The 26,705-nt window shown below is 66.6% G+C and carries 24 protein-coding genes and 1 tRNA gene; 10 read left to right on the top strand and 15 right to left on the bottom strand.

What is annotated here, in order from left to right; all coding sequences use genetic code 11:
- Positions 1-12: 12 nt before the first annotated feature.
- Positions 13-1,359: a dicarboxylate/amino acid:cation symporter gene (locus QZ755_RS03145; protein WP_294319652.1), complete on the top strand. Its 1,347-nt coding sequence runs from the start codon at positions 13-15 to the stop codon at positions 1,357-1,359.
- A 95-nt stretch (positions 1,360-1,454) separates the two neighbouring features.
- A complete protein-coding gene (locus QZ755_RS03140) occupies positions 1,455-1,673 on the top strand; it encodes a DUF3072 domain-containing protein (RefSeq protein ID WP_294319650.1) in 219 nt (72 codons plus the stop codon).
- A 153-nt stretch (positions 1,674-1,826) separates the two neighbouring features.
- Here QZ755_RS03140 and QZ755_RS03135 read toward each other — a convergent pair whose 3' ends face one another.
- The 7 genes from QZ755_RS03135 to ccmC are packed head-to-tail and all read right to left on the bottom strand — an operon-like array spanning position 1,827 to position 6,563.
- Positions 1,827-2,471 carry a hypothetical protein gene (locus tag QZ755_RS03135; RefSeq protein WP_294319648.1) on the bottom strand — a complete coding sequence of 215 codons (645 nt, stop codon included), beginning with the start codon at positions 2,469-2,471 and terminating at the stop codon, positions 1,827-1,829.
- On the bottom strand, positions 2,468-2,872 hold the full coding sequence (locus QZ755_RS03130; RefSeq protein WP_294319647.1) for a cytochrome c-type biogenesis protein: 405 nt from the start codon (positions 2,870-2,872) through the stop codon (positions 2,468-2,470). The genes QZ755_RS03135 and QZ755_RS03130 overlap by 4 nt, the downstream gene beginning before the upstream one ends.
- Entirely contained in the window at positions 2,869-3,396 is a 528-nt protein-coding gene (locus tag QZ755_RS03125; RefSeq protein WP_294319645.1) for a redoxin family protein, read from the bottom strand. Before QZ755_RS03125 ends, QZ755_RS03130 begins: the two co-directional genes overlap by 4 nt.
- Positions 3,393-5,312: a heme lyase CcmF/NrfE family subunit gene (locus tag QZ755_RS03120; RefSeq protein ID WP_294319643.1), complete on the bottom strand. Its 1,920-nt coding sequence runs from the start codon at positions 5,310-5,312 to the stop codon at positions 3,393-3,395. Before QZ755_RS03120 ends, QZ755_RS03125 begins: the two co-directional genes overlap by 4 nt.
- Complete coding sequence (gene ccmE / locus QZ755_RS03115; protein ID WP_294319641.1) at positions 5,309-5,737, bottom strand: cytochrome c maturation protein CcmE; 429 nt, start codon at positions 5,735-5,737, stop codon at positions 5,309-5,311. Before ccmE ends, QZ755_RS03120 begins: the two co-directional genes overlap by 4 nt.
- Positions 5,734-5,841 carry a heme exporter protein CcmD gene (ccmD, locus tag QZ755_RS15375; RefSeq protein WP_366509155.1) on the bottom strand — a complete coding sequence of 36 codons (108 nt, stop codon included), beginning with the start codon at positions 5,839-5,841 and terminating at the stop codon, positions 5,734-5,736. The genes ccmE and ccmD overlap by 4 nt, the downstream gene beginning before the upstream one ends.
- Positions 5,838-6,563 (bottom strand): heme ABC transporter permease CcmC, encoded by a 726-nt coding sequence (gene ccmC / locus QZ755_RS03110; protein WP_294319640.1) that lies wholly within the window; start codon positions 6,561-6,563, stop codon positions 5,838-5,840. The genes ccmD and ccmC overlap by 4 nt, the downstream gene beginning before the upstream one ends.
- 128 nt (positions 6,564-6,691) lie before the next feature.
- Between ccmC and QZ755_RS03105 the strand changes: the two genes are divergently transcribed.
- Positions 6,692-7,447 carry a Crp/Fnr family transcriptional regulator gene (locus QZ755_RS03105; protein ID WP_294319638.1) on the top strand — a complete coding sequence of 252 codons (756 nt, stop codon included), beginning with the start codon at positions 6,692-6,694 and terminating at the stop codon, positions 7,445-7,447.
- Between the two features lie 42 nt (positions 7,448-7,489).
- On the opposite strand, the gene QZ755_RS03100 is transcribed toward QZ755_RS03105, so the two are convergent.
- Entirely contained in the window at positions 7,490-8,494 is a 1,005-nt protein-coding gene (locus QZ755_RS03100) for a ferritin-like domain-containing protein (protein WP_294319636.1), read from the bottom strand.
- Between the two features lie 17 nt (positions 8,495-8,511).
- Positions 8,512-9,477: a ferritin-like domain-containing protein gene (locus tag QZ755_RS03095; RefSeq protein WP_294319635.1), complete on the bottom strand. Its 966-nt coding sequence runs from the start codon at positions 9,475-9,477 to the stop codon at positions 8,512-8,514.
- A 210-nt stretch (positions 9,478-9,687) separates the two neighbouring features.
- Here QZ755_RS03095 and QZ755_RS03090 point away from each other — a divergent pair, with 210 nt between their 5' ends.
- Positions 9,688-10,344, top strand: a complete 657-nt coding sequence (locus QZ755_RS03090; RefSeq protein WP_294319633.1) for a Crp/Fnr family transcriptional regulator — start codon at positions 9,688-9,690, stop codon at positions 10,342-10,344.
- 7 nt (positions 10,345-10,351) lie between these two features.
- On the opposite strand, the gene QZ755_RS03085 is transcribed toward QZ755_RS03090, so the two are convergent.
- On the bottom strand, positions 10,352-11,662 hold the full coding sequence (locus QZ755_RS03085) for a sigma-54 dependent transcriptional regulator (RefSeq protein WP_294319631.1): 1,311 nt from the start codon (positions 11,660-11,662) through the stop codon (positions 10,352-10,354).
- A complete protein-coding gene (locus QZ755_RS03080; protein ID WP_294319629.1) occupies positions 11,659-13,377 on the bottom strand; it encodes an ATP-binding protein in 1,719 nt (572 codons plus the stop codon). Before QZ755_RS03080 ends, QZ755_RS03085 begins: the two co-directional genes overlap by 4 nt.
- A gap of 238 nt (positions 13,378-13,615) precedes the next feature.
- Here QZ755_RS03080 and QZ755_RS03075 point away from each other — a divergent pair, with 238 nt between their 5' ends.
- From QZ755_RS03075 to QZ755_RS03060, 4 genes are all read left to right on the top strand, one after another.
- Positions 13,616-14,956, top strand: a complete 1,341-nt coding sequence (locus QZ755_RS03075) for a dicarboxylate/amino acid:cation symporter (RefSeq protein ID WP_294319627.1) — start codon at positions 13,616-13,618, stop codon at positions 14,954-14,956.
- An 85-nt stretch (positions 14,957-15,041) separates the two neighbouring features.
- Entirely contained in the window at positions 15,042-16,538 is a 1,497-nt protein-coding gene (locus tag QZ755_RS03070) for an alginate export family protein (protein WP_294319626.1), read from the top strand.
- A gap of 73 nt (positions 16,539-16,611) precedes the next feature.
- On the top strand, positions 16,612-18,225 hold the full coding sequence (locus QZ755_RS03065; protein WP_294319624.1) for an NAD-dependent malic enzyme: 1,614 nt from the start codon (positions 16,612-16,614) through the stop codon (positions 18,223-18,225).
- Between the two features lie 116 nt (positions 18,226-18,341).
- A complete protein-coding gene (locus QZ755_RS03060; RefSeq protein WP_294319622.1) occupies positions 18,342-18,734 on the top strand; it encodes a hypothetical protein in 393 nt (130 codons plus the stop codon).
- Between the two features lie 37 nt (positions 18,735-18,771).
- On the opposite strand, the gene QZ755_RS03055 is transcribed toward QZ755_RS03060, so the two are convergent.
- Together QZ755_RS03055 and QZ755_RS03050 are read right to left on the bottom strand one after the other, a co-directional pair.
- Positions 18,772-18,972 carry a hypothetical protein gene (locus QZ755_RS03055; RefSeq protein WP_294319620.1) on the bottom strand — a complete coding sequence of 67 codons (201 nt, stop codon included), beginning with the start codon at positions 18,970-18,972 and terminating at the stop codon, positions 18,772-18,774.
- A gap of 43 nt (positions 18,973-19,015) precedes the next feature.
- The gene (locus QZ755_RS03050; protein WP_294319618.1) at positions 19,016-21,208 is read right to left on the bottom strand and encodes a TonB-dependent receptor; all 2,193 of its coding nucleotides are present in this window, start codon (positions 21,206-21,208) and stop codon (positions 19,016-19,018) included.
- Positions 21,209-21,308: 100 nt separating this feature from the next.
- Between QZ755_RS03050 and QZ755_RS03045 the strand changes: the two genes are divergently transcribed.
- Positions 21,309-23,762: a sulfite reductase flavoprotein subunit alpha gene (locus tag QZ755_RS03045; protein ID WP_294319616.1), complete on the top strand. Its 2,454-nt coding sequence runs from the start codon at positions 21,309-21,311 to the stop codon at positions 23,760-23,762.
- A gap of 12 nt (positions 23,763-23,774) precedes the next feature.
- On the opposite strand, the gene hspQ is transcribed toward QZ755_RS03045, so the two are convergent.
- Complete coding sequence (gene hspQ / locus QZ755_RS03040) at positions 23,775-24,149, bottom strand: heat shock protein HspQ (RefSeq protein ID WP_294319614.1); 375 nt, start codon at positions 24,147-24,149, stop codon at positions 23,775-23,777.
- Between the two features lie 132 nt (positions 24,150-24,281).
- On the opposite strand from hspQ, the gene QZ755_RS03035 reads away from it, so the two are divergent.
- Positions 24,282-24,371: transfer RNA gene (locus tag QZ755_RS03035), tRNA-Ser, on the top strand.
- Positions 24,372-24,513: 142 nt separating this feature from the next.
- Here QZ755_RS03035 and QZ755_RS03030 read toward each other — a convergent pair.
- Positions 24,514-26,703 (bottom strand): M3 family metallopeptidase, encoded by a 2,190-nt coding sequence (locus QZ755_RS03030; RefSeq protein ID WP_294319611.1) that lies wholly within the window; start codon positions 26,701-26,703, stop codon positions 24,514-24,516.
- Positions 26,704-26,705: the final 2 nt, after the last annotated feature.

Here is a 26,705-nt window from a genome sequence, read left to right as displayed (position 1 = left end):
CAGGGACGACCGATGGCCAAACGGCTTACGACTTTCATTCTCATCGCGCTGGGCGCGGGCCTCGTTCTCGGCTGGGCGTTGAACGCCGGGCTGGACGATGGCGGCGGCTCGGGCACCGCGATGCTCAAGAACATCGCCTATTATCTGTCCGCCGTTACCACGGTGTTCCTGCGGCTGATCAAGATGATCATCGCGCCGCTGGTCTTCTCCACGTTGGTCGTCGGCATCGCCCATATGGGCGACAGCTCGTCACTCGGCCGCGTCGGCCTACGCTCGTTCGGCTGGTTCGTGATGGCGAGCTTCATCTCGCTGATGCTCGGGCTGCTGCTGGTCAACCTGTTGCAGCCGGGCGTGGGACTGAGCCTGCCCGTCCCGCCGGTCACCGCCGATACCGGCGTCGCCAAGCCGGCGTTCGATTTCGTCAAGTTCGTCGGCCACATCTTCCCCGCTTCGGGTATCGAAGCGATGGCGACCAACGAGATCCTGCAGATCGTCATCTTCTCGCTGTTCATCGGCGTCGCGCTGACCGCCGTCGGGGAAAAGGGCGCACCGCTCGTCCGTGCGCTTGAGGGCCTTGTCGCCGTCATGTTGCAGGTCACCGATTACGTCATGCGCTTCGCGCCGTTCGCGGTGTTCGCGGCGGTGACCGCGACGCTGGCCGAACGGGGGCCGGGGATCATCGGCGACCTCGCCTATTTCATGGGCAGCTTCTACCTCGGTCTCGCGACGCTGTGGACGGTGCTGATCGGCCTTGCCTTCCTGATCATCGGTCCGCGGGTGAAGATGCTGCTGCGCTATCTGCGCGATCCGATCCTGCTCGGCTTTTCGACCGCATCGTCGGAAGCCGCCTATCCGCGCACGCTGGAGGCGCTCGACCGGTTCGGCGTGCCGCCGCGCATCGCCAGCTTCGTGCTGCCGCTCGGCTATTCGTTCAACCTTGACGGGTCGATGATGTACATGACGTTCGCGTCGATCTTCATCGCGCAGGCGTACGGCATCGACCTCAGCTGGGGGCAGATGATCCTGATGCTGCTGGTGCTGATGGTCACGTCGAAGGGGATTGCCGGCGTGCCGCGCGCCAGCCTGGTGGTGATCGCCGCGACGCTCGGCATGTTCAACATTCCCGAAGCCGGGCTGCTGCTGATCCTGGCCATCGACCATTTCCTCGACATGGGGCGTACCGCGACCAACGTCGTTGGCAATGCGATCGCCGCCAGCGTCATCGCGAAATGGGAGGGCGGATTCGATACGCCCGAATCGCCGGTGATCGAACCGCTGCCGACGCCGTCGGGGCATCCCCGCAACGACGTACCCGACAGCTTCCGCGACATGGGCGGGCCACCGCCAGCGGGACACTGACCGCGCGCGGCGGGGCGGACCGGACTGCCCCGCCGTCGATATTCATCGGAACGAATTGAGAACAGGTCGGTTGGTGGCGGTGAAAGGAATTTCCGATGACCGACCATCCCAACCCCAAGAACGAACCCTTTTCGAACGCCGAAAAGGACCCGGCCGACTGGACGACCGGCGATGAGAAAATGACCGGAGCGCAGGCGTCCTATCTGAAGACGCTGAGCGAGGAAGCGGGCGAGCCGTTCGACGATTCGCTGACCAAGGCCGACGCGTCCAAGGCGATCGATGCGTTGCAGGCGAAGACCGGTCGCGGTGCGTGAACCGTGTGCCCCTGTGCGCTACGGCTAAGACGCCGGATCGAGATCGTAGGTCGGGCGGCCGGTCGAACCTCGACCCGTGCTTATGACTGAATTTCGAAGGGGCCGGTCTTCAGATCGGCCCCTGTGTCCCACGGGCTGCGGCAGCGTTCGGGATTATCGGGCAGGTTGCTCGGGTCGCATGGCCATCAGCCGATCGAGCAAGACCAGTCGCATCGCGAAATCCTGCCGATAGGGGGCGTTGCGCGGCGCTCGTGCCAGTGCGGCCAGCCAGGCCCGCTTCGCACCGGGCAGGTCGCCGGTCTGGATCAATGCCATCCCGTGATAGAAATACGGGCCAGGATGATCGGGTGCGGCGGCGATGCCGCGGGCAAAGGCCGTACGGGCCGCCGGCGACAATACCTGCCCGCCATCATGCGCGAGGATCGCCGTCCCGAGCCGGGTCCACAGCCGCCCGCTATCGGGTGCGCGCTGCAATCCGCCCAGTACCGCATTGGCCGCGGCCTGCGTCGCGCCGGCGCGGCCAAGCCCATCGGCGGCGACGGCATAGGCATAGTCATAGGTAAACCGGCCCCAGATCGCATCGCGCAGATCGTCGGCGGCAATGTCAGGCGCCTGCACGGTGCGTTCGGCCGCACGCGGCTCGCCAGGCAACGTCGGCCGCCCCTGCCATGCATAGCCTGCCGCTCCGAGCATCAATGCCGCACCGACGAAGCCCCATAGCGGCCGGGCGACCCGCATCGCCGCCAGCAACGCAAAGATGGCCGTCAACAGCAGCGCGAGGACCAACCAACCGTTCATCGCCGCCGTCCCTTCAGGCTGCGCCGCGCCAGCAACCCGCCGATGACCAGCAGTATGATCGGCGCCAGCCACAGCGGCCCCGTCGCGCCCGATAGCGGCGGATCGTAGCTGACATAATCGCCATACCGCTCGATCAGCCAGTCGCGTACCACCACCGGCCGTTCGCCCGCTGCAATCCGCTGTCGCACCAGCGCGCGCATATCGGCGGCCATGTCGGCGTCGCTGTCGGCGATCGACTGACCCTGGCAGACGAGGCAGCGCAGCGTTTCCATCAACGCCTTGGCCGTCCGCTCCTGCGCAGGATCGGGCAGCTGCGTATCGGCCAGTGCCGGTGGCGGCACGCGCGACTGTCCGAACGCCGGAACGGCAACCAGCAGCGCCAGCGCGAGCAGCGCCCTCATCGTGCGGCCTTCAGCTTGGCGAGCAGCACCGGTACGTCCTCATCGCGGATCGCGCCGATATGCTGATGCGCGATGCGCCCCTGCCCGTCGATGACAAAGGTTTCGGGGACGCCCGACGACCCGAGGGCCAGTTGCAGCGAACTGTCGCGGTCGTCGCCGATCGCGGCGAAGGGATCGCCGTTGGTCGACAGGAACCGCGCGACATCGCCCGGCGTATCGCGGATCGCGATGGCATCGATCGTCGCCCCCGCCTGTTTGAGCTTCGCCAGTTGCGGCGCTTCGGCGGCGCAAGGCACGCACCAGCTGCCGAATATGTTCAGCAATCGGGGCTGCCCGGTCCGGAACGCGGCTGTCGCCAGGCCCGGCTTGCCCGGCAGGGCGGCGAGCAGGCTGAAGGCCGGCAGCGGCTTTCCGACCAGGCGCGAACGCACCTGCCGGTCACTCTGCTGCGACAGCATCCACGCGAACAGCCCGGCGATCGCGACAAAGGCGAGCAGCGGTATCCAGAGCAGCCGGCGGTTCATCGCACCTTCCGCCGACGGACACGCCCGACCAGCGCGATCGCGCCGCCGAGCGCGATCAGGGCGCCGCCGCCCCAGATCAACGTGACGAACGGTTTCCACCATAGCCGCAACTGCCGCCGCCCGCCGACATCGTCGCGACCCAGCACGGCATAGAGCTGTCCATCCCAATAGGTGGCCAGCGCCGCCTCGCTTGTTTCGGTCGACGGGTTGGCGAAGAATCGCTGTTCGGGCCGCATGACGAAAGGCGCATCGGTGCCGCGCATGACGGTCAGGTGCCCCTGCACCGCCGACCAGTTATCGCCGACCACCGGCTTGATCCCGTCGAAGCGGACGTCGAACGGCCCGACCCCGTGATGTTCTCGCGGCGCGGCGGCGATCAGCCGTTCCTGCGTGAACGCACTGTCGCTGGCCATGCCAGCCAGGCTGAACGCGATGCCCAGATGCGCGACGACCATGCCCCAGATTGGCAGCGGCGTTCGCCACGGGCTGCGCCCGGTCAGCGGCAGCACGCTGGCAACCGCCAGTCCGGCGGCCAGCGCGAGGCCGAATTTTGGCAGCCAGCCGCTGTCGATCCACAGGATCGCGGCAAGGAACGTGACGAGCGTGATGGCACCGGGCAACGCGACCCGCCGCAGTACCGCCATGCCCTGATCCCGCCGCCAGCGCAGCAACGGCCCGACCGCCATCCCGGCGACCAACAGCAGCGCGATCGGCCCGGCGGCGCGGTTGAAGAAAGGCGGCCCCACCGACAACTGCACGCCGAACGCTTCCGCCATCAACGGATACAGCGTGCCGATCAGGACGATCCCGAGGATGACCGACAGCAGCAAGTTGTTGAGGACCAGTCCGCCCTCGCGGCTGACCGGTTCGAACAATGCGCCCTGCCGGACCGTGCCGACCCGGAACGCGAACAGCGCCAGAGCGCCGCCGATATAGAGGATCAGCAGTGCCAGGATGAATCCGCCACGCGTCGGGTCGACCGCAAAGGCGTGGACGCTGGTCAGGATACCCGAACGGACGAGGAAGGTGCCGACCATCGACATCGAAAAGGCAACGACCGACAACATGATCGTCCACGCACGCAGGCCATCGCGGGTCGCCAGCACCGTCACCGAATGGAGCAGCGCGGTCGCCGCCAGCCACGGCATCAGCGATGCATTCTCGACCGGGTCCCAGAACCACCAGCCGCCCCAGCCCAGTTCGTAATAGGCCCAGTAGCTGCCGGCCGTGATGCCGATCGTCAGGAATATCCACGCGCCCAGCACCCACGGCCGCATCGCGCGGGCAAAGTCCCGCCCGACATCGCGGGTGACCAGCGCGCCGACTGCAAAGGAGAATGCGACCGACAGCCCGACATAGCCGAGGTAGAGTGTCGGCGGGTGGAAGGCGAGGCCGGGGTCCTGCAGCAGCGGGTTGAGACCCAGCCCATCGCGCGGCACCGGGGACAGCCGCGCAAACGGATTGGAGGCGAACAACAGGAAGGCGTAGAAGCCACCGGCGATCGCCGCCTGCGCTGCCAGCGTCGCGGCATGGGTGCGCGTCGCCAGCATCCGTTCGAACAGCGCGACCCCCGCCCCGGCCAGCGCCAGCACGGTGACCCACAGCAGCATCGACCCTTCGTGATTGCCCCAGGTCGCGGCGATCTTGTAGAGCAGCGGCTTGGCCGAATGGCTGTTTTCGGCGACCAGCAGCACCGACAGGTCGGTCCGCGCGAAGACGGTGATCAGCGCAGCAAACGCCCCGGCGGCCAGCAACCCTTGCGCGACCGCCACCGGCCGCACCGCCGCCAGCAGGTCGCGCACGATCGCGGGCGGTTCGGCGGCGCGCGATGACAGCGCGATCGCCGCCATCGCCAGTTGCAACAACGCCATCGCCGCCGCCAGCCACAGCGCCGCAAGACCCGCCTCTGCGATCACCGGGCGATGCTTTCGCTCTTGTGCATCTTTCCGGCGACCTGCGGCGGCATATAGCGCTCGTCATGCTTGGCGAGCAGATTGTCGGCAACGAATCCGCCGCCCTGCACGAAGCGGCCCTCTGCCACGACGCCGGAACCTTCGCGGAACAGGTCGGGGACGATGCCGGCAAAGCGCACCGGCACGTTCGCCTTGCCATCGGTCACCGTGAAATCGATCGTGACGCCATCCCCCGCGCGGCGGACCGATCCGGCGGCGACCATGCCGCCCAGCCGCACTGGCTTGTCGATCGGTGCGGCGGCGGCATCGGCCGGGGCATAGAAGAACGCCGCTTCCTCGCCCAGCGCCGACATGGCCAGCAGCACCGCGCCGACGATCGCGACCACCGCCAGCAGCGCCAGCGTCATGCGTTGCCGCTTCGGACTCATCCCCGCTCCGCGCGACGCATCGCCGCCCATGACGCGACGGTAATCGCGACGATCCCGCCCAGCGTGACCCCATAGGCGGCGGCAATGAAGGCCCAATGGTTCATGCTGCGGCCCGCCGGCGCATCCGCGCCTCCGCCTTGATCCGCGCCAGATCGGTCCGCATCCGCATCAGCACGATCCCGCCGAACAACAGGCTGGCGCCGCCGGCGGTGAAAAACAACGGCCACAGGATCGCAGGATCGATGGTCGACTTGGTGAGGGTAATGCTCGGCCCCTGATGCAGCGTCCGCCACCACAGCACCGAATAGCGGATGACGGGCAGCAGCGCGGTGCCGGCAATCCCGAACAACGCCGGGATACGCCCGTCGCCGTCGCGGTCGGCATCGGCACGGGCAAGCGCCAGATAAGCGAGATAGACGAAGAACAGCAGCAGCATCGACGTCAGCCGTCCATCCCATTGCCACCACGTCCCCCAGGTCGGCCGCCCCCAGATCGATCCGGTAATCAGGCAGAGCGCGGTGAACAGCGCGCCGGGCAATGCAATCGCCCGCGCGGCGACGGCGGCCAGCGGGTGCCGCCATACCAGATAGACGATGCTGGCGATGGCGAGGCTGGACCACCCGCCCATTCCCAGCCATGCGGCAGGCACATGGACATAGAGGATGCGGACGCTGTCGCCCTGCAGATAATCCGCCGGCGTCTGCGTCAATCCGGACCAGCAGCCGAACCCGAACAGCGCAAGCCCCGCCCACACCAATATCGGCGTCAGCGGACGGGCGATCGCAAGGAATCGGCGTGGATTGGCAAGGGCGTGAAGGCTGGGCACGGTCGCGCCCTGTCTATGCAAGGTGCGGGCAAACGGCAATGCGGATCGCGCGCCCTTGGGCAACGACAGGGATCGAAGCATGTCGCTTCGCATTTGCCTTGTAAGCAATCGCATGGAAAATGTCCGACATGATGACCGTACCGAGTGACATTGCCGGCTGCCCCGCAGATACCGTTATCGCCGGTGGCGAGAACAAGTTGCTGGCGGCATTGACCGCCGCCGACCGGGCGCTGCTGGCGCCTGGACTGGAGCGGATTTCGGTCGCGGTGGGCGACACGCTGCTTAGCGTCGGCGAACCGATCGACCATGTCTATTTCCTCGAAGGGGGGATCGCCGCCGTGCTGGAGGTGATCGACGGCGAACGGCAACATGCCGTCGGCCTGCTGGGCACGGATGGCTATGTCGGCTGGCCGATCCTGCTGGGCGACGACCGGTCGCCGCACGATGTCGTGCTGCGTGCCGAACCGGGCACCGCGCTCAGGATACCGGCGGCACGGCTGCTGGAGGCGACGGAACGGAGCGATACGCTGCGTGCCGCGCTCCTGCGCTTCATTCAGGTGTTTCTGATCCAGATGGGCCGGACGGTCGTGTCCGCCCTGTCGCACCCGGTCGAACGTCGGCTGGCTCGCTGGATCTTGTTGTACCACGATCGGGTCAGCGGCGACGAGATCGCGATGACGCACGAGGAATTCCGCCTGATGCTGGCCGTGCGGCGCAGCAGCATCACCGATGCGCTCCACCGGTTGGAAGAAACGCGCGCGATCCGTTCGGTGCGGGGCCGCGTGATCGTCCGCGACCGCGACAAGCTGCTGGAAATGGCAGCGATGACCTATGGCCCACCGGAAGAGGCCTATCAGCGACTGGTCGGTACGCCGGCTGGGTGAGGTAAATGGCGGCGTCCCGAACCCGGAACGCCGCCCTGTCCATCAGTTCGACGCGCTGGAGCGGATCGTCCCGTTGACGCCGTTGGGGAAGAACCCGCCCGCCGTCTTGGCCGTCCGGTCGAGATAGACGATGTTGAGGACCTGTCCCGGCGTCCGGCTGAACGCGATACCGCTGCCGTCGGTCGGTACGATGTTCGACGCGGTGGCGTTGCCGCTGCCGGTCGCGCGGATACCCTGATCGAGGTCGCTGCTGCCGTCGAGGCTGTCCCGCGCCGTCGAGATCGCTTCGGTCGCATCGATCAGTGCAGGCGTCGCCACGCCCTTGCGATACAGCACCGTCCGCACCAGTCCGGCGTGATACGCCTCTGCCGCGTGGATGCCGGCCGCCGCTTCGAGGAAGGTCTTGTTGCTGATAAAACCGACCGCGCCCTTATAGGCGGTGACGCCGACATCCTCGAAGATGAACGCGCCGAGCAGGAAATTCTCGTCGCTGGCATAGACGTCGAACGCCGCACCGGTACCGATCAGCCCCGCGGCCCGTGCCGCGTTCGAAAAGGCACTGGTCGAGGTCACGCCGATGTCGATCGCCGGTTGAGCCACCGCCGAAGACCCGAGCGCGCTGCGCAGGAAGTTGACATGGGCGATCTCGTCCGCCGCGATCTCACGGGCGTAGCGCGCGACCAGCGGATCGCTGAATGTGACCTGCCGCCCGCCGGAGACGGACCCCTGGGTGCCCGTGCCGCTGAGGCTGCTGTTGGGCAGGCCCGAACCGGTCGCGGCGAACGAGTAGAATTGCGCTTCGAGATATTCGAGGTTCAGCGCGAAGTTCAGCACATCGGCATCGCTCAGCGCGGTGGTCGCGGTCGGCGTGGGCGTCGGCGTCGGTCCGGGGATCAACGAACCGCCGCCGCTGTCACTGCACGCCGACAAGACGGTGGCGCCCGCCGTAGCGATGGCCGCACCACCGGCATAGCGCATGAATTCGCGGCGGGCGTTGCGCCGCTGGTCGCAGGCTTCGAGGACCTGCAGGATCGGATCGTTATGCATCTTGTCTCTCCTCAGGTTCAGTTGGCGGCGCTGGCGCGGATGTTGCCGTTCACCCCGTTGGGGAAGAAACCGCCGCCGTTCACCTGGGCGTTGTTGAGATAGACGATGTTGAGCGTCTGTCCGGCCGAACGGCTATAGGCGATGCCGTTGGTGTCGAGCGGCGCGATGTTGCTGGCGTTCGGATTGCTCGACAACGGCGAAAGACCCTGGTCGAGGTCGCTTGTGCCGTCGAGGCTGTCGCGCGCATTCGAAATCGCGTCGGTCGCCTGAATCAGCTGCGCCGACGGGGTCGCGATCCCCTTTGCATACAGCGTCGTCCGCACGATCGCGGCATGATACGCCTCGACCGCGAGGATACCGGCGGCTGCTTCGAGGAAGGTCTTGCTGGTGAGCAGCGGCGCCGCGCCCTTATAGGCGGTGACACCGACATCTTCGAAGATGAACGCGCCGAGCAGGAAATTCTCGTCGCTGGCATAAGGGTCGAACGTGGCCCCTGCCCCGATCAGTCCCGCTGCGCGCGCGGCCGACGAAAAGGCGCCGGTTGCCGACGCGCTGATGTCGATCGCGGGCTGTGCGACCGCCGAACTGCCCAACGCCGTGCGCAGGAATTCGACATGGGCGCGCTCGTCCGCCGCGATCTCGCGCGCATATTGCGCGACCAGCGTATCGGAAAAGGCGACCTGACGACCGCCGGTCACCGCACCCTGCGTACCCGTCCCGGTCAGGATCGAATTGGGAAGGCCGCTGCCGAACGCCGCGAAATAATAGAATTGCGCTTCGAGATATTCGAGGTTCAGCGCGAAGTTGAGGATATCGGCATCGGTCGGCCCGCTCTGCGCCTGCGCCTCGTTCGATTGTGCCATGACGAAAGCAGCGCCGCCCACGGCAGCGGCACCGCCCAGCATCTTGAAGAAATCGCGACGTTCTTCCCGCCGCTTCGCACGCGCATCGAATGCGTGCGTCACCAACATCTGCTCGTCCATGACACCGTCTCCCTGGATCGTTGTTACGACCCAACGAGCCGGGCACGGCGAATGATGCAGTGAAACGCACGGACGTACGGTTCCGTACAGGATGCGCCCGATGGCTGGATTGCACCAAATCTTGCAGGCACAAGACGCCAAATGGCTTTTGCAGCGAATATCGATCGCGTGAGCGAAACATCTACTGTCCTGCCCACCACGGATAACAGGTTGTTGGGGGCCGTGCGCCCCGACACGCGCCGCAAGCTGGCCCAGGTCGCGACCCGCGTCACGCTGGAACCCGGCGAAATCCTTACCAGAAGCGGCGAGGCAATCGATCGCCTGGTCTTTCCCGAAGGTGCGCCGGCGATGCTGTCGCTGTCGACCGGCGGTACGTCACAGGATGTCGGGATGATCGGCCGTGACGGTGTCGTCGGCTGGTCCCGGCTGTTCAGCGATCATCCGACCCCGTTCACCGCCCGCGCCCATATCCAGCCGGGCAGCGCGATCATCATCCCCGCCACCGCCGTCGTCGAAGCGGCGGACGAGGATAATGCGCTGCTCAAGGCGATCCTGAACTTTGCCCAGCGTTTCTCGATGCAGATGGCGCGGACGCTGGCATCGGCGCTGCGCGACGTTCCCGAACGGCGGATCGCCCGACTGTTGCTGATGATCGACGACCGGATCGATGGCGACACGATGGCGGTCACCCATGCGTCGATCGCCACCACGCTGAACCTGCGCCGGGCGACCGTCACCGACTGCCTGCACATCCTCGAAGGGGAGCATATGGTGCGGTGTTCGCGTGGGCGGATCGTAATGCGCGACCGGGCCGCGCTGGAAGCACGCGCCGGCCTTGCCTATGTTTCCGACGACGGGCTGGACTGATCAGGGGTCACTGGCCGCGCAGGGTCTTCAGGTCGATGCCGAGGCGCTGCACCTTGTAATAGAAGGTCTTGCGCGGGATGCCGAGGCGTTCGATCGCCGTGCCGATCTCTCCCCCCGTGGCGGCGATTGCCGACAGGATCGCCTCGCGTTCGAACGCCGCAATCCGTTCGGGTAGCGGACGGGTGACGTCGCCGCCGCCATCGCCGGTGTCGTTACCTTCCAGACCCAGCACGAACCGGTCGGCGAAATGCGCCAGTTCGCGGACATTGCCCGGCCAGTCGTGCCGCGCCAGCAGGTTTCGCGCGGCGTGCGTCAGGGGCGGAACATCGCGGCGCAACCGCTTCGCCGACAGGTCGACCAGATGCGCGAACAGCAGCGGCACGTCGTCGCGCCGTTCGCGCAGCGGCGGGATACGGAGCCGCACGGCGGCAAGGCGATAAAGGAGCGCCGGCGCGATCGCCTCCGCGCCGCGCTGCGCCTCTTCCGCCGCCGTGGCGATCACGCGGATGTCGACCGGCACCGCATCGCGCGGGCCGCGGATCGCGCGATCCTCGATCAACTGCGTCAACCGCCCCTGCAATCCGCGCGACGCCTGATCGATGTCGTCGAGGAACAGCGTTCCGCGCTGTGCCCCGACGATCCCCCGATCGCCGACGGTCGCGAACAATTCATCCTCGATCGCCTGCCCCGGCAGCGCGGCGCAGGCGATGGTCAGGAACCGGTGCCGCGCCCGACGCCCGGCGCGGTGGATCGCGCGGGCGAGCAGTTCCTTGCCGGTTCCGGTTTCCCCCTCGATCAGCAGGTCGATGTCGGCATCGGCCAGCACCGGGATCATCTCGCGCAACCGGGTGATCGCCGGGGTCCGTCCGACCAGCGCCATGTCCTCGACATTCGCGGCTTCGGCACGCAGGCGCCGGTTGTCGAGCGCCAGCTGCCGCGCGGCCATCGCGCGGGTGGCGGCGGCGATCAGCGCGTCGGGATCGAACGGCTTCGACAGGAAATCCCACGCCCCGCGCTTGATCGCGTCGACCGCCATCTCGACATCGGCATGGCCCGTCACCAGCACGACCGGCAGCGTGGGATCGCGATCGCGCAGGGTCCGGAACAGCTCGATCCCGGACATGTGCGGCATCCGGACGTCGGTGACGACGATCCCGTCAAAATCGGCATCGATCGCCAGCAAGGCGGGAGGGGCCGCCGGAAAGGTGACGACATCGAACCCGGCCAGCGTCAGCAGTTGCGCGGTCGACACGCGCAGATCCTCGTCATCCTCGACCAGCGCGACCCGGCCGGCGCGGTCGGTCGCAGGCCCGCTCATGGCACCCGCCGCAGCGTCAGCTCGAACCGTGCCCCCTGCTCCGACGGCAACAGCCGCAGCGTACCGCCCAGATCGGTCATGATGTCCTGCGCGATGACCAGGCCAAGCCCCAGCCCGGTCGCCCGACTGGTCACGAACGGGGTGAACATCCGTTCGGCGACGTCGGGATCGATGCCGGGGCCGTTATCGGCGACGATCAGCGACAGGGTCTGTAATTCGATTCCCACTTCGATCGCGATCCGCGGATCGGGTGTCGCGACCAGTGCCTCGATCGCATTCTGCAGCAGATTGACCAGCACCTGTTCCAGCCGGACCCGCCCGGCGACGACGATCAGGTCATTGGAAATCGGCGGCACGACGAGCGCGACGTTGGAGAGTTGCTCCTTCAGGATCAGCCGCGCGCCGTCGATCACCTCGGCCAGCCGGACGGGGCCGATCGTACCGCTCCCCTTCCGCGCGAACCCGCGCAATTCGGCAGTCACCAGCCCGATCCGATCGGTCAGGCGGGCGATGGCACCCAGATTATCGTCCACCGCCTGGGTATCGCCGCGGGTCAGCAGCTGGCGCGCGGCAGCGACATAATTGCGGATCGCGGCCACCGGTTGTGCGGTTTCATGTGCCACGCTGGCGGTGATCTGGCCCAGCGTGGCCAGCCGATTGGCCTGCCGCAATCCGTCGCGCAGTTCGGCGGCACGCGCTTCCGCGGCGATGCGCTCCTCGATCTCGCTGCGCAGTTCGCGGGTCCGGGCGGCGACCGCCGCTTCCAGTTCGACGGTCCGCATGGCCCGGCGCCGCGACCGTTCCCGCAATCCCCAAAGCCCGCCGATCAACGCCAGCGTCACCGCCGCCGCCGCCAGTGCGCTGGTGCGCACCGCACTACCGATCGTTGGCGGCAATGGCATCGCCAGATGCACCTGCCACCCCTCGTCACCCGGCGCGGTGACCGCGTGTTGCAGCGTTCGCCGCTGCCCGTTGAGGCGCAGCGCATCCCCCAGGATCGCAAAGGGCGGTTGGCTCAGCGCCGCCGCCCCGCTGTCGGCGCGCACGGCGGCGGCAACCGCCGGTTCGATCCGCCGGGTAGCGGCGAAGCGCCAGCGCGGCTCGCTCGAGATAAGGACCACGCCGGCCGGATCGGTGACGAAGGTAATGCCCCCCGCCGCCCGCCATTCGCTCTCGATCCGGTCGAATTCCAGCTTCACGACCACGACGCCGCCATCGGGCGTCCGGCGGCTGAGATACAGGCCGGGACGGTGGCTGACCGTACCCAGCGCGAACTGGGTCCCCGCCCCGGTCCGCACGGCGTCGCGGTAATAGCGTCGAAAGGCATAGTCCCGGCCGACGAAGCTGCCGGGACCGGCCCAGTTGCTCGCCGCGATCGCCACGCCTTCGCGCCCGACGACATAGATGACGCTAGCTGACGTCGATGTGGCCAGCGCCGCCAGCTTGCGGTTCAGCGCCCGCCGCGCCGCATCGCCGCCCTGTACCGCGGCCACGACGTCGCGGTCGTCGGCCAGTGCCAGTGGAAGCAGGCGGAAACGCGCGATCTCGCTAGCCAACAGCACCTGCCGCAGCCGGGCGTCGCTATCGATCTCGGCGAAGGATTCGGCCTGCGCCCGGCGTTCGACCACGCGACCGACCAGGGCGCCGATGGCAATGCTGAGCAGCAGGCCGCCCAGCACCCACCCGATCCACCATGTCCGAACTCCGCGTCCCATCGGCACCTTGTAAGTGGTCGGTCCACCATGTGCAACAATCTGCACTTTTGTCGCCGGGATTGGCAGAAATTTGGGCAAAAGCCTGCACTGTTTCAGACTTTTATCGTTATCCTATCGATACTTAGGGTAGAGCGATGCAATCAAGACAACCCAAGGTGCAGCGGAGTAAACCATTGGTGTCGCGCCGACCGCCGTGAAGAGCCGGGCTGGGCGCCTACAGAGGATGAAAGGTCGCCGCATGATACTTGCCACCGACACCGCGCACCCGCCCGTGCCACCCGCCGCCAAGCCATGGTATCGGCATCTCTATGCCCAGGTGCTGGTCGCGATCATCGCCGGCGTCCTGCTCGGCCACTTCTACCCATCGACCGGCGAAGCGCTGAAGCCGATCGGCGATGCCTTCATCAAGCTGGTGAAGATGATCATCGCCCCGGTCATCTTCCTGACCATCGTCACCGGCATCGCCGGGATGCGCGACCTGGCCAGCGTCGGCCGCGTCGCGGGCAAGGCATTCGCCTATTTCCTGACCTTCTCCACGCTGGCGCTCATCATCGGCATGATCGTCGGCAACGTTGTCCAGCCGGGCGCAGGACTCAATATCGATCCCGCGACGCTCGATACGTCGAAGGTCACCGAATACGCCGCCAAGGCGCATGATTCGACGATCACCGGCTTCCTGACCGGGATCATTCCCGACACGTTCCTCTCGGCACTGACCGAGGGCAACATCCTGCAGACGCTGTTCGTCGCGATCCTGTTCGGCATCGGCCTCGCCATGATCGGCGACAAGGGCGAACGCGTCCTCGACGCGCTGAACGACATTTCGATCGCCTTCTTCAAGGTCGTCGCGATCGTCATGAAGGCCGCACCCATCGGTGCGTTCGGCGCGATGGCGTTCACCATCGGCAAATACGGCATCGGTACGCTCGCCAGCCTCGCCGCCCTGGTCGGCACCTTCTATCTCACCGCCTTCCTGTTCGTGGTGATCGTGCTGGGTGCGGTCGCCCATTTCTGCGGCTTCTCGATCTTCAAGCTGATTTCGTACCTGAAGGCCGAACTCCTGCTGGTGCTGGGCACCTCTTCGTCGGAAAGCGCCCTGCCCTCGCTGATCGAAAAGATGGAGCGCGCCGGCATCCCGAAGTCGATCGTCGGCCTGGTCGTGCCCACCGGCTATTCGTTCAATCTCGACGGCACCAACATCTACATGACGATGGCCGCGCTGTTCATCGCCCAGGCGTGCAACGTGGAGCTGACGATCAGCCAGCAGATCCTGCTGCTCGGGGTCGCGATGCTGTCGTCGAAGGGGGCGGCGGGCGTGACCGGCGCGGGCTTCATCACGCTGGCCGCCACGCTGTCGATCGTGCCCAGCGTGCCCGTCGCGGGCATGGCGCTGATCCTCGGCGTGGACCGGTTCATGTCCGAATGCCGCAGCCTCACGAACTTCATCGGTAACGCGGTAGCAACCGTCGTCGTCGCAAAATGGGAAGGCAAGCTCGACAAGCACCAGTTCGACGAGGCCCTGGCCGGTCGCAGCGTGCGCGTCGACGAAATGCCCGAAGGCGCGGTTGCCGCCGAGTAATTCCTGAAAGGGCCGGTCGGGGCGCACTGCCCGACCGGCACCCTGCCGACCATCGCCCGCGCCGGGCGGACAAAGGTATGCCGATATGAAGACCCTGTTGCGGCTCTGCACCGCCACCCCGCTGATCGCATCGGCGATCGCCCCCCTTGCCGCACAGGCTGCGGAACCCGCAGCTGCAGCGACCCAGGTCGCCGATCGCGGCAATGCCCGCCCCGTAGCGCAGGAATATCCGACGGCCGGTGTCGGCGATGGCGTCACCGCCGGCGGCTATAACCAGTCGCGCTGGGCCGAGGACTGGACCAGGTATCGCGATCCCAAGAAGCGCGACGACGTGCTGGACCGGCTGAAATACATCCCGATCGCGGGGAACGACGTGTACCTCACCCTGTCGGGCGAGTTCCGCTACCGCGTCAACCTGACCACCAATCCCAACCTGCGCGACCGCGAAGCGCAGCGGCAGGATATCAACCGGATCGTCGGCGGTGCCGACCTGCATCTGGGCGATCATGTCCGGCTGTATGGCGAACTGGCCCATGCCGGCATGTCGGGCCGCAATCTGGGCGTAAAGGCCGGGCAGCTGCACAACGACCTGGTGGTGCAGCAGAGCTTCGTCGACGTGACCGGCACACTCGGCGGCGTCGATGTCGGCGTGCGCTATGGGCGACAGACCTTTGCCGACGGCCCGAACCTGATGGTCGTGCCGCGAGACAACAACACCATCTTCTTCGTCTATAACGGCGTGCGCGCCTGGGCGAAGGGCGACAAGGTTCGCGGCGACGTATTCGATTTCAAGACCACGCGGCTGGGCGTGGGCGGCACCGGCGACGACATCGTCGATGACAATCGTCGCTTTTCGGGCGGCACCGCCGGGTTCGTCCTGCCGAAGACGCTGCTGGGCGGATCGAACTTCTATTTCGACCCGTTCTTCTGGCGGCTGCGCAACAGCAGCGCGACCTGGGGCGCGCGGACGACCGAGGAAGTGCGCAAATTCTACGGCCTGCACCTTTATGGCGACAGCGGCCCCGTCAACATCGACTGGACCGTCAACTATCAGGGCGGCGAGTTCGACAACCGGCCAATCTCCGCCTGGCTGGTCCTGCTTCAGCAGACGTACAAGGTGGGCACGTCGAAGACCGCACCGCGCGTCGGGTTCCACTTCGACTATGCCAGCGGCGGCGGGGCCTATGGCAACGGCACGCTCCGGAACTCGCTCGCGCCGTTCGGGAACAACATCTATTACAGCTACCAGCTATATTCCACGCCGACGAACCTGATCGCCTTCGCCCCCAGCGTGCAGTTCCAGCCGACGCCCAAGCTGCGCATCGCCACCGAATATCAGCTGTCATGGCGCGACAGCGTGAACGACGCGGTATATCGCGCCAATGGGCAGGCATTTGCCGGCACGCAGCTGGGCAATGCGCGCAAGATCGCCGACACGATCCGGTTGCAGGCGATCTACGCGGTCAGCCCGCGCGTCAGCCTGACCGCGCGCTACGAACATCTGATCGCCAGCCCTGCGCTGACCGATGCGAACTACAAAAGCTCCGACTTCCTCGCCGGTTGGATCAGCTTCCGTTTCTGAGTTCCCAGAGCAACCTTGCGTCCCAGCGGCTCCCGCCGGGACGTTTTCGTCTCCAGTTCCGAAGGTTCCGTCCATGTCCCCCGCCGCTCACGCCGCCGCCCGCGCGCTGCTCGCCGATCCGCTGACCAACAAGGGCACGGCCTTTACCGAAGCGGAACGTGACCAATGGGGGCTGCACGGCCTGCTCCCGCCGCATGTCGGCACGCTCGACAGCCAGATCGAGCGGCGGCAGCGCGCGCTGGCCGGGATGCCCGACGATTTCCACCGCTACAGCTTCCTGCGCGAGTTGCAGGATTCGAACGAAATCCTGTTCCACGCGATGGTCCAGCGCGACCTGCCGGCGATGCTGCCCCTGGTCTATACCCCGACCGTGGGCGAGGGGTGCGAGCGGTTCAGCGACATCTGGCGGCGGCCGCGCGGGCTGTTCCTGTCGTGGCCCAATCGCCAGCGGATCGCGGAGATCCTTGCCGATCCGGCGCTCGACCGGGTGAAGGTGATCGTCGTCAGCGACGGCGAACGTATCCTGGGCCTCGGCGACCAGGGCGCAGGCGGCATGGGCATTCCGATCGGCAAGCTGGCGCTCTATACCGCCTGCGCCGGCATCCATCCGTCGGAGGTGCTGCCGATCCTGCTCGATGTCGGCACCGACAATGCCGCCCGCCGCGAAGACCCGCTCTATGTCGGCTGGCGCCACCCGCGTATCCGGGGCGCCGAATATGACGCGTTCGTCGAGGATTTCGTGAGCGCGGTCGCCGACCGCTTCCCCGGCGTGCTGCTGCAATGGGAGGATTTCGCCGGCCACAATGCCTATAGGCTGCTGGAGCGGTATCGCGACCGGTTGCTCAGCTTCAACGACGATATTCAGGGTACCGCCGCTACGGCGGTCGGCACGCTGTTATCGGCGATCGGGCGGACCGGCGCGCCCCTGGCAGATCAGCGCATCCTGCTGTTCGGCGCCGGTGCCGCGGGCTGCGGCATCGCCGACATGCTGGTACAGGCGCTGCAGGCCGATGGCCTGACCGTCGAACAGGCGCGCGCGCGTATCTGGGCGGTGGATCGCGACGGGCTGATCCTGTCGGACATGGACGATCTGTCGACCGGGCAGCGCGCCTATGCCCGCGATCCGGCAGAGGTGGAGCATTGGACGCGCACCGCGCACGGCGCGATCGACCTGTTCGATGCGGTCGCCAACATCCATCCGACCGTGCTGATCGGCGCCTCCGGCCAGCACGGCGCATTCAGCGAAGCCGTGGTGCGCACCATGGCCCAGTCGGTCGAGAGCCCGGTGATCTTTCCGCTGTCCAACCCGGTATCTCGCGCCGAGGCGCATCCGACCGACCTTGCCCGCTGGAGCGCCGGACGCGCGGTGATCGGCACCGGCAGCCCGTTCGGTATCGCGCAGGTTACCCAGGTCAACAACGTCTATATCTTCCCCGGCGTAGGGCTTGGCGCACTGGCGGCACAGGCGCGGACGATCACCGACGCGATGTTCATGGCCGCCGCCCGCGCGCTGGGCGCGATGGGGGGCGATGCGACGCTGTTGCCGCCGATCGAACGACTGCGCGACGTCGCGCTCGACATCGCGGTCGTGGTCGCGGCGCAGGCGGTGGCCGATGGCGTTGCCGCCCCCGACGTGGCAATAGACCGCGACACCATCGCCGCGCAGATGTGGCAGCCCGCTTATTGATCGTCGGAGCGAATCGGGAACCAACGACCTGCGCAAAGTCTTTCGGACTACTGTCAATCCTGTCCAGCAGGGGTTCAGGCGAATCCCGGCAGGACAAGGGCAGAGAGGAAGCGATCATGAAGCAGTTCTTGAACATTTTCGCCGGCATCGGCCTGACCATCGCCGGCCTCACCGCCGTTCCCGCCGTCGCCGATGCACAGCCTGGCCGCCACGCGCACCGCGACCACGGCCCGCGCGCGCATCACGACGACCGCCGCTGGGACGACCGTCGCCACTGGGACAACCGTCGTGGCTGGAACGACCGGCGCGGCTGGGACAATCGCCGTGCGTGGAACGACCGCCGTCGCTGGGACGAGCGTCGTCGCTGGGACGCGCGACGCGGCGACCGCTACGGCTATCGCGGCGAGCGGGTCGTCCCTGGCTGGTCGCGTGAAGCCGCCGCGATGGGCGTCGATTATCGTGGCCCCTGCCGCTACGTTATCCGTAACGGCCGCCGCGTCTGCGGTTAATGGAAAAGCCCCCTTCCGGCACGACGCCGGGAGGGGGTTATTTCTTGGGCGTGACCCACACCGATACCGGCACCACGACCTTGCCCGGCGCGGGCGTGCCCACATCCACCCGGTCGGCGGTGACCAGTTCGCCGTTTTCGAGGTTGAACGAGGCCCAGGGCTTCGGCATCCGTCCGAAGGTCATCTTCTGGATCGGCTGGCCGGTGGTCGAATTCATGATGGTGGCAATGACAGGCATGGGCCGCGCCTAGCCGCCGCCCTGCCCCGCTGTCCAGCCCAACTCAGAACCGCATATCCCACCCCAGCGTGAACGTGCGTCCCCGTCCGGCGAAGAATGCGAAATTGTCGTTCGGCAGGCGGGTGTCGCTGTTATAGTCGATATAGAAACGGTCGAAGATGTTCTGCGCGCTGAGCGACAGCCCGCCGAACCTCGTCTGATACCGGATCGACGCATCGGTGACGTCATAGCCTCCGAAATCATTGTCCGGGCTGGGGTTCGCCTTCCCCCGGAAATTGCGCGACAGATAGAATTGCGTCTGCACCCTTGCCGTCACCGGCCCCGTCGCCAGATCGGCCGCCAGATTCAGCCGGTCGGGCGAGATATTGGTCCCGTCAAGATCGGTATCGACCACGCCGTCCGCCGGACTGCGGTCGCTGTCATAGCGGCCGAGGATATGGGCATAGCCGGTCGACACGCGCAGCCCCGGCAGCGGCGTCTGCACCGCAAGGTTCACCTCCAGCCCCTCGATCTCCACCCGCTGGCGCTGCACCTCGAAGATGCCGTTGCCCTGCGCGACCAGCAACTGCCCACGATCGCTCGACGACCAGAAATAGGTTGCGCCGGCATCCAGCGGCCCGCGCTTCACCTCGACGCCCACCTCGCGGTTGTTCGACACGACCGGCTGGATATCGAGAAAATTGTCCAGCCGCACGCCCGGCGTCGAAATGGCGCGGGTGATGCGTCCGACATCGGCCATGGTGAAGCCCTGGGCATAGCTGGCATAGGCACGCACCCCGCCCAGCGGTTCGACGATCAGCCCGCCATTGTACAGCACGTCGCTGAACTTTGGCTTGCCCCCGGTCACCGCGACACCGCCATAGGTCCGGGCATTGCGTCCGTCATAGGTTGTGGATGCCAGCGTGCGGAAATCGTCGATGCGGACCTGCACATTCTCCCACCGCGCGCCGCCCGCCACGCGGACCAGCCCATCGGCGAGCTTCAGGTTACCCTGTACGAACGGTGCAAGGCTGCGGAAGTCGGCAGGTGGCACCCAGATGCGGTTGGTCGCGATCAGCCGCTGCTCGGTCTTGTCGAACAGCGCGTCGAACCCGATCGTCGCCACCAGCGCCTCGAACCCCGGCACGGCGCGTTCGTAGCTCGCCTTCGCGCCCAGCTTGCGCGAGCGGTTCTCCGACTGGTCGAACAGCGTTCCGACCGGCGCGATCGCCGGGTCCTGAAACGTCGCCTGAACCGCGACCTCGCCGCCGAACGTGTCGTGGGTGCGGTTGAAGAACAGCTGCGTGACAAGGTTGCCGCCCGCCACGTCGGTATCGGTGTAGGACAGCGACAGCGCCTCCGCCCGGTTGGCGGCGGGCCGTCCCGGCGGAGTGCCGCGCACCGCACTGGTCGGCAGTCCCGTCCGGCGGTTGCCGGCGATCGCAAGGTAATCGCCGTCGCCCTTCAGCTCAAAGCGGTTGGCGATCAGGTCGAGCCGCCCGGTCGCGCCGACCTCCATCCCCAGCCGCGCGAACAAATCGGTCGCCCGCGAATCCTGCGTCTCGCCCTGCGTCAGGTTGATGCCGATCCGCCGGTCCTGCGCATCGTAGAATGCGCCGCGCCGTTCGTAGCTGGCACCGATCGTCGCGTCGAAACGCCCCGACTTGGACTGGACCAGCCCGGCGACCTTTCCGCCCAGGCCATCGCCTTCGAACCCGTTCGATGCCGTTCCCTGCACCAGCGCCCGGCCGCTTACCCCCTCCTGTCGCGGCGCGCCGACCGTCACCTGGTTGACGATCCCGCCGGTGCCGCCGACGCCCTGCAATGCATTCGATCCATAGATCAGTTCGACCCGATCGATGAAGAAGCCGTCGATGGTGAAGCCGTCGCGGCTGCCGTCCCGTAAGGGAGTCGTCTGCGGGATGCCGTTGATCGCATAGAGCGGCGAGCGCCCGCGTAACGTCTCTCCCGCCCCCGACAATTTGCCGCGCGTCGGGGAAAAGCTGGGGGTCAGCGTCGCGACGGCATCGGTGATGCTGCCCGATATCGCGATCTGCTGGTCGATCGCCTGCTTGTCGATCACGTCGATGGTCAGCGGCAGCGCGTTGGGCGGCAGGATGGTGCGCGCCGCGGTGATGACGATCTCCTCGTCCGCCGGCGCATCCGGTGTCGTGCGATGGGGATCGGCGGTTTGCGCCGCGGCGGGCATCGCCAGCAGCGCCATGGCCGCCACACTCGCCAGTAACGGTCGGCGCATATCCCCACCCATAGTCATTTCCCTTGCGTAATATTGACCCTAGTTGCGAGCGCCGCTAACGCGATCTATTATCAATATCAAGACTCATCGAGTGCGCGGCATGACCCGGAACATTCTGTTTCAGATCCACTGGTTCCTGGGCATCACCGCCGGATTGGTGCTGGCGGTGATGGGCGTGACCGGTGCCACGCTCAGCTTCGAGCCGGAGATACTGGCGGCGCTCAACCACGATACGCCCGCCGCAGCGGCGACCACGCCGCGCCTGTCGGGACCGCAGCTCATCGCGCAGGTGCTGCGCCAGCGACCGGATGCGAAGATCGGCCGGATCACGCTGGCGAACACGCCCGATGAATTGACGACCGTTTCGTACCAGCGGGGCATGTCCAAGGACCGCGTGGTCGAACACATCGACCCGTACACCGGCGCCCTGTTGGGCGAACCGCGTGGCGCTGCGACACTGGACGTGGTCGAACACCTGCACCGCTGGCTCGCGCTACCGGGCGAGGGCAACGGGATCGGGCGACAGATCACCGGTTTCTCCGCCATTGCGCTCCTCTACTTCGCGCTGTCCGGCCTGTATCTACGCTGGCCCCGGCGTCCGCTCGACTGGCGCAACTGGTTCGTGCTGGATTTCCGCAAGACCGGGCGCAACCTCTATCGGATGCTGCACGCCGTCATCGGCGGCTGGGTGCTGGTCTTCTACCTGACCAGCGGCTTTACCGGCCTGTGGTGGTCGTACGACTGGTATCGACAGGGCGTCCGCGCATTGCTGGTCGCCGAGGCTCCGGCCGAGCGGCACCGGGGGCCGAAGGACGTTCCGGTCGACCTGACGCGTGCCTGGGACGGCTTCGCCCACGCGACCGGCGGGCGGCGCTATGATCGCATCACGATGAGTGCGCGCGACTATGGCGAGGTGCAGTTCCGCGCGAAGCTGCCCGAAGGGCGGCACGATCGGGTCAGCGACGAACTGACCATCGACGGCACGACCGGCGCGGTCATCGACGATCAACCCTATGCCACCCGGCCGCTGGGTCAGGACATCGTGACCAGCGTGCTCGAAATTCATCGCGGCGCCTATTTCGGGATCGTCGGGCGGGTCGCGATGCTGCTGGCCAGCCTGACCATGCCGCTGTTCACCATTACCGGCTTCCTGCTGTATTTCGCGCGGCGGCGGCGCAAGGCTGCGTTGGCCGCAGCCGTCGCCGACGTGGCGGTTACCCCGATCGAAACCGCCACGACGCTGGTGGCCTATGCCAGCCAGACCGGATCGGCCGAGCGCATCGCCGGGCTGACCGCCGACGCCCTGCCCCATGCCGCCGCGCTGCCGATCGCCGCGCTCGACCGTGCCGCGCTGGCGCGCGCCAGCCGGCTGTTCGTCGTCGCCAGCACCTATGGCGAAGGCGAGCCGCCCGACAATGCACGCGGCTTTGCCCGGACGATGGAGCGCGAGGCGCCCGACCTGTCGCACCTCGACTATGCGGTGATGGCGCTGGGCGACCGCGAATATGCCGACTTCTGCGCCTTCGGCCACCGCGTCGACCGCTGGCTGCACGACCATGGCGCCACCCGCCTGTTCGACGCGTTGGAGGCGGACGGCAACGACGCCGATGCGCAGCGCCAATGGCAGCACCAGCTGGCCGGCCTGGGCGGACGGACCGATCAGCCCGATTGGGCACCCGCCGCGATGGACGCATGGCGTCTGGTCGATCGCCGCCTGCTGAACCCAGGAAGTGCGGGGGGCGAAGCGTGGCAGGTCGTGCTGGAACCTGCCGCCGGGAGCGCCGACTGGATGCCGGGCGACATCCTCGAAATCCTGCCGCAGCAGGACCCGCGCCGCGTCGAGGCGTATCTGGCCGCTTCGGGCACGCCGGACATGCCGGAGAACCGGGCCAGGCTGATGAACAGCATCCTGCCGACCAGTGCCGCCGATGTCGCGACGCTCAAACCGATCGGCCACCGCGAATATTCGATCGCGTCGATCGCCGCGTCGGGCCGGGTCGAACTGATCGTCCGGCGCTGCACGGCGGCCGATGGCTTCGACGGCCTGGGGTCGGGCTGGCTATGCCATGGTGCAGCCGTCGGCGGGATCATACAGGCGCGGGTCCGGTCGAACCCGGCGTTCCATCCGCCCGCCGGCGACACGGTGCCGCTGATCCTGATCGGCAATGGCACCGGACTGGCCGGCCTGCTCGCCCATCTGCGCCACCGCGCCAGCCGTCAGGGTGGCCCCGCACTACTCTATTGGGGTGAGCGTCATCCGGCACAGGACGATTTTCTGGCCGGGGAGCGGCAGGCGCTGCAGAACGCCAGTGTTCTGGCCGACCAGCGCATCGCATGGTCGCGTCAGCCGGGCGGAGTCCGCTATGTGCAGGATGCCGTCGCCGCCGATGCCGGTCGTATCAGGGCGATGGTCGCTGACGGCGCGGCGATCTATGTCTGTGGCAGCGTGCAGGGCATGGCACCGGGGGTCCATGCCGTGCTGGCAACGATCCTGGGCGAACCGCTGCTGGAGGACATGCTGGGCAACGGACGCTATCGCCGGGACATCTACTGACCGGCGCGTTCGTTAATGGCGATGCTCGCGGCGCAATTGATAGCGGCCATCGGCATAGTCGTCGAACAGCCCCCGGATCGCGGGATGGTCGATCGGTTCCTCGCTGTCGTCGACGATCAGGTTCTGCTGGCTGACATAGGCGACATAGCTCGCCTCGGCATTTTCGGCGAGCAGGTGATAGAAGGGCTGGTCCTTGCGCGGACGGGCATCGACGGGAATCGATTCATACCATTCCTCGCTGTTCGCAAAGACCGGGTCGATGTCGAACACGACCCCGCGAAAATCGAACAGCCGGTGGCGCACGACCTCCCCGATCGAAAAACGGGCATGGGCGATCGGCGGCAACGGCGTGCCGAGGTCGAGCAACGGGGCGGAAATGGCCTTCATGCAAAATAATCTAGGGTCGATGTGCGTTTGCAGCAAGGATGCGCTTGCACATCCCGAATCCTTGCGCTAACCGACCGCCCTCGCTGACCAACGTGCCGCGCTGACCTGCGGTATAGAGCGAGAAACCTCTGCGGAGAGGTGGCAGAGTGGTCGATTGTACCGCACTCGAAATGCGGCGTGCCTTTACGGGTACCGAGGGTTCGAATCCCTCCCTCTCCGCCACTTCCCCGATACAGCGTTGATTACCTCGAAGGCCGGAGCTTGCCCGGTCATGCTCGCGACATAATCCGTTCCGGGAAGGAGGCGGTATCCTCGCAGCAGGAAAATGCCCGATCGCGCATCGATCACGATCGGGCACGCGCCATCAGCCTCCGGTCTTGCCCTGCACCGCGCCGTCGCCGTTGATCCGCGATCCATCGGCGTTGAGGCCCAGATCCTTCAGCAACGGCGCGACCTGCGGGTCGCTACCGTTGAAGTTGCGGAACATCGGCGCGTAATCCTCGGTATGCCCCTTCGACAACACCATGTCGCGGAAGCGCTGGCCGTTGGCGCGCGTCATCCCACCATGCTGTTCGAACCAGTTGAACGCATTGGAACTCAACATCTTGGTCCAGCTATAGGCGTAATAGCCCGCCGAATAGCCATTGCCCCAGATGTGCAGGAAATAGGTCGAGCGATAGCGCGGCGGTACGTCGGCGACATCGAGGCCGGTGGCGGCGAGCGCCTGCGTTTCGAACGCGTCGGGGTTCTGCTTGCCCTGCGCCGCGGTCAGCGAATGCCAGCTCATGTCCATCTCGGCCGCGGCCAGCGCCTCGCCGAACGAATAGCCCGAATTGAACGTCCCGGCCCGCTTGATCTTGTCGACCAGCGTCTGCGGGATCACCTGACCGGTGCGATAGTTCACCGCGTAATGCGGCAACACCTTGGGATCGAGCGCCCAGTGTTCGTTGAACTGCGACGGGAATTCGACGAAATCGCGCGCAACGTTGGTGCCCGACACGCTAGGATAGGTCTGGTTCGCGAACAGGCCGTGCAGCGCGTGGCCGAATTCGTGGAACATCGTGGTCACGTCGTCGAAGCTGATGAGGCCGGGCTGCCCGGCCGCCGGCTTGGTGAAGTTGGATACGTTGTAGATCACCGGCTTCGTGCCGAGCAGCTTCGACTGGTTGACGAAGTTCGACATCCACGCGCCGCCATTCTTGTTGTCGCGTTTCCAGAAGTCGAAATACATCAGACCGATGGGCGTGCCGTCCGCTTCGTTGACCTCATAGACCATGACGTCGGGATGATAGACCGGAATATCGGTGCGACGCTTGAACGTCACGCCGTAGAGCTGGTTGGCGGCATAGAACACGCCGTCGGTCAGCACCTTGTTGACTTCGAAATAGGGTTTCAGCTCGTCTTGGTTCAGATCGTACTTCGCCTTGCGGACCTGTTCCGAATAGAAGTCCCAGTCCCACGGCTTCAGCTGGAAATTGCCACCGGTCGCCTTGATCTGCGCCTGCAATTCCGCGGCCTCGCGCCGCTGTTCGGCGGCGACCGGGGTGCCCAGCTGTTGCATGAAGCCCAGCGCCGTCTTCGGCGTCTTCGCCATCTGGTCCTGCAGGACGTAATCGGCCCAGGTCGCAAAACCGAGCAGCTTCGCCTTCTGCGCGCGCAGCAGCGCGATGTCGGCGATCGTCGCGCGCGTGTCGTTGGCGTCGCCCTTCACCGCGCGCGTCCAGCTGGCGTTGAACAGCGCTTCGCGGGTGGCGCGATCCTTCAGGGTCGCCAGTTCGGGTTGCTGGGTCGTGTTTTGCAGCGTCAGCACATATTTGCCGGCCAGCCCGCGATCCTTGGCGGCCGCTTCGGCAGCGGCGATCTCGCCGTCCGACAGCCCGGCGAGCTTCGCCTTGTCGTCAACGACCAGCGTGCCCGCCTTCGCGGCGGCGAGCAGCTTTTGCTGGAACGCGGTTTCCAGCGTCGACAGCTGGCTGTTGTAACGGCTCAGCGTCGCCTTGTCGGCGGGGGACAGCTGCGCCCCGGCCCGCACCATCCCTTTATAGGTCAGGGTCAGCACCTGCAACTGCTCGGCATCGAGGCCCAGCGACTGGCGCTGGTCGTACAGCGTCTTCACCCGCGCGAAGAGCGCGGGATCGAGGTTGATCGCATCCTGATGCGCCGCAAAGGCAGGTGCCAGATCGGCCTGCGTCTTTTGCAGCGTATCGTCAGTATTCGCCCCGACCACGCCGTAAAACGCCATGCTCGCCCGTTCGAGCAGGCGCCCGGACCGCTCCATCGCGGCGATCGTATTCTCGAACGTTGGCGCACTGCGCGCGCGGGTGATCGCGTTGATCTCCGCCCGCTGCGCCGCCATCCCGGCCAGCAGCGCAGGCTTGTAATCGGTGCTCTTGATCCGGTCGAACGGCGGCGCCTGGAACGGCAGGGTGCTGGCCTGCGCGAAGGGATTGGCCGCGGGCAGCGGTGCCCCGGTCGTGGCCGCGGGCATCGGCCCTTGCGCCAATACGGTCGACGACAGCAGCAATAGCAGGGCGGCGGGGGCAAGATGACGCATCG

The sequence above is a fragment of the uncultured Sphingomonas sp. genome (genome assembly GCF_913776855.1).
In the GTDB taxonomy this organism is placed as follows: domain Bacteria; phylum Pseudomonadota; class Alphaproteobacteria; order Sphingomonadales; family Sphingomonadaceae; genus Sphingomonas.
This window is presented reverse-complemented; position numbering and strand designations above follow the sequence as displayed.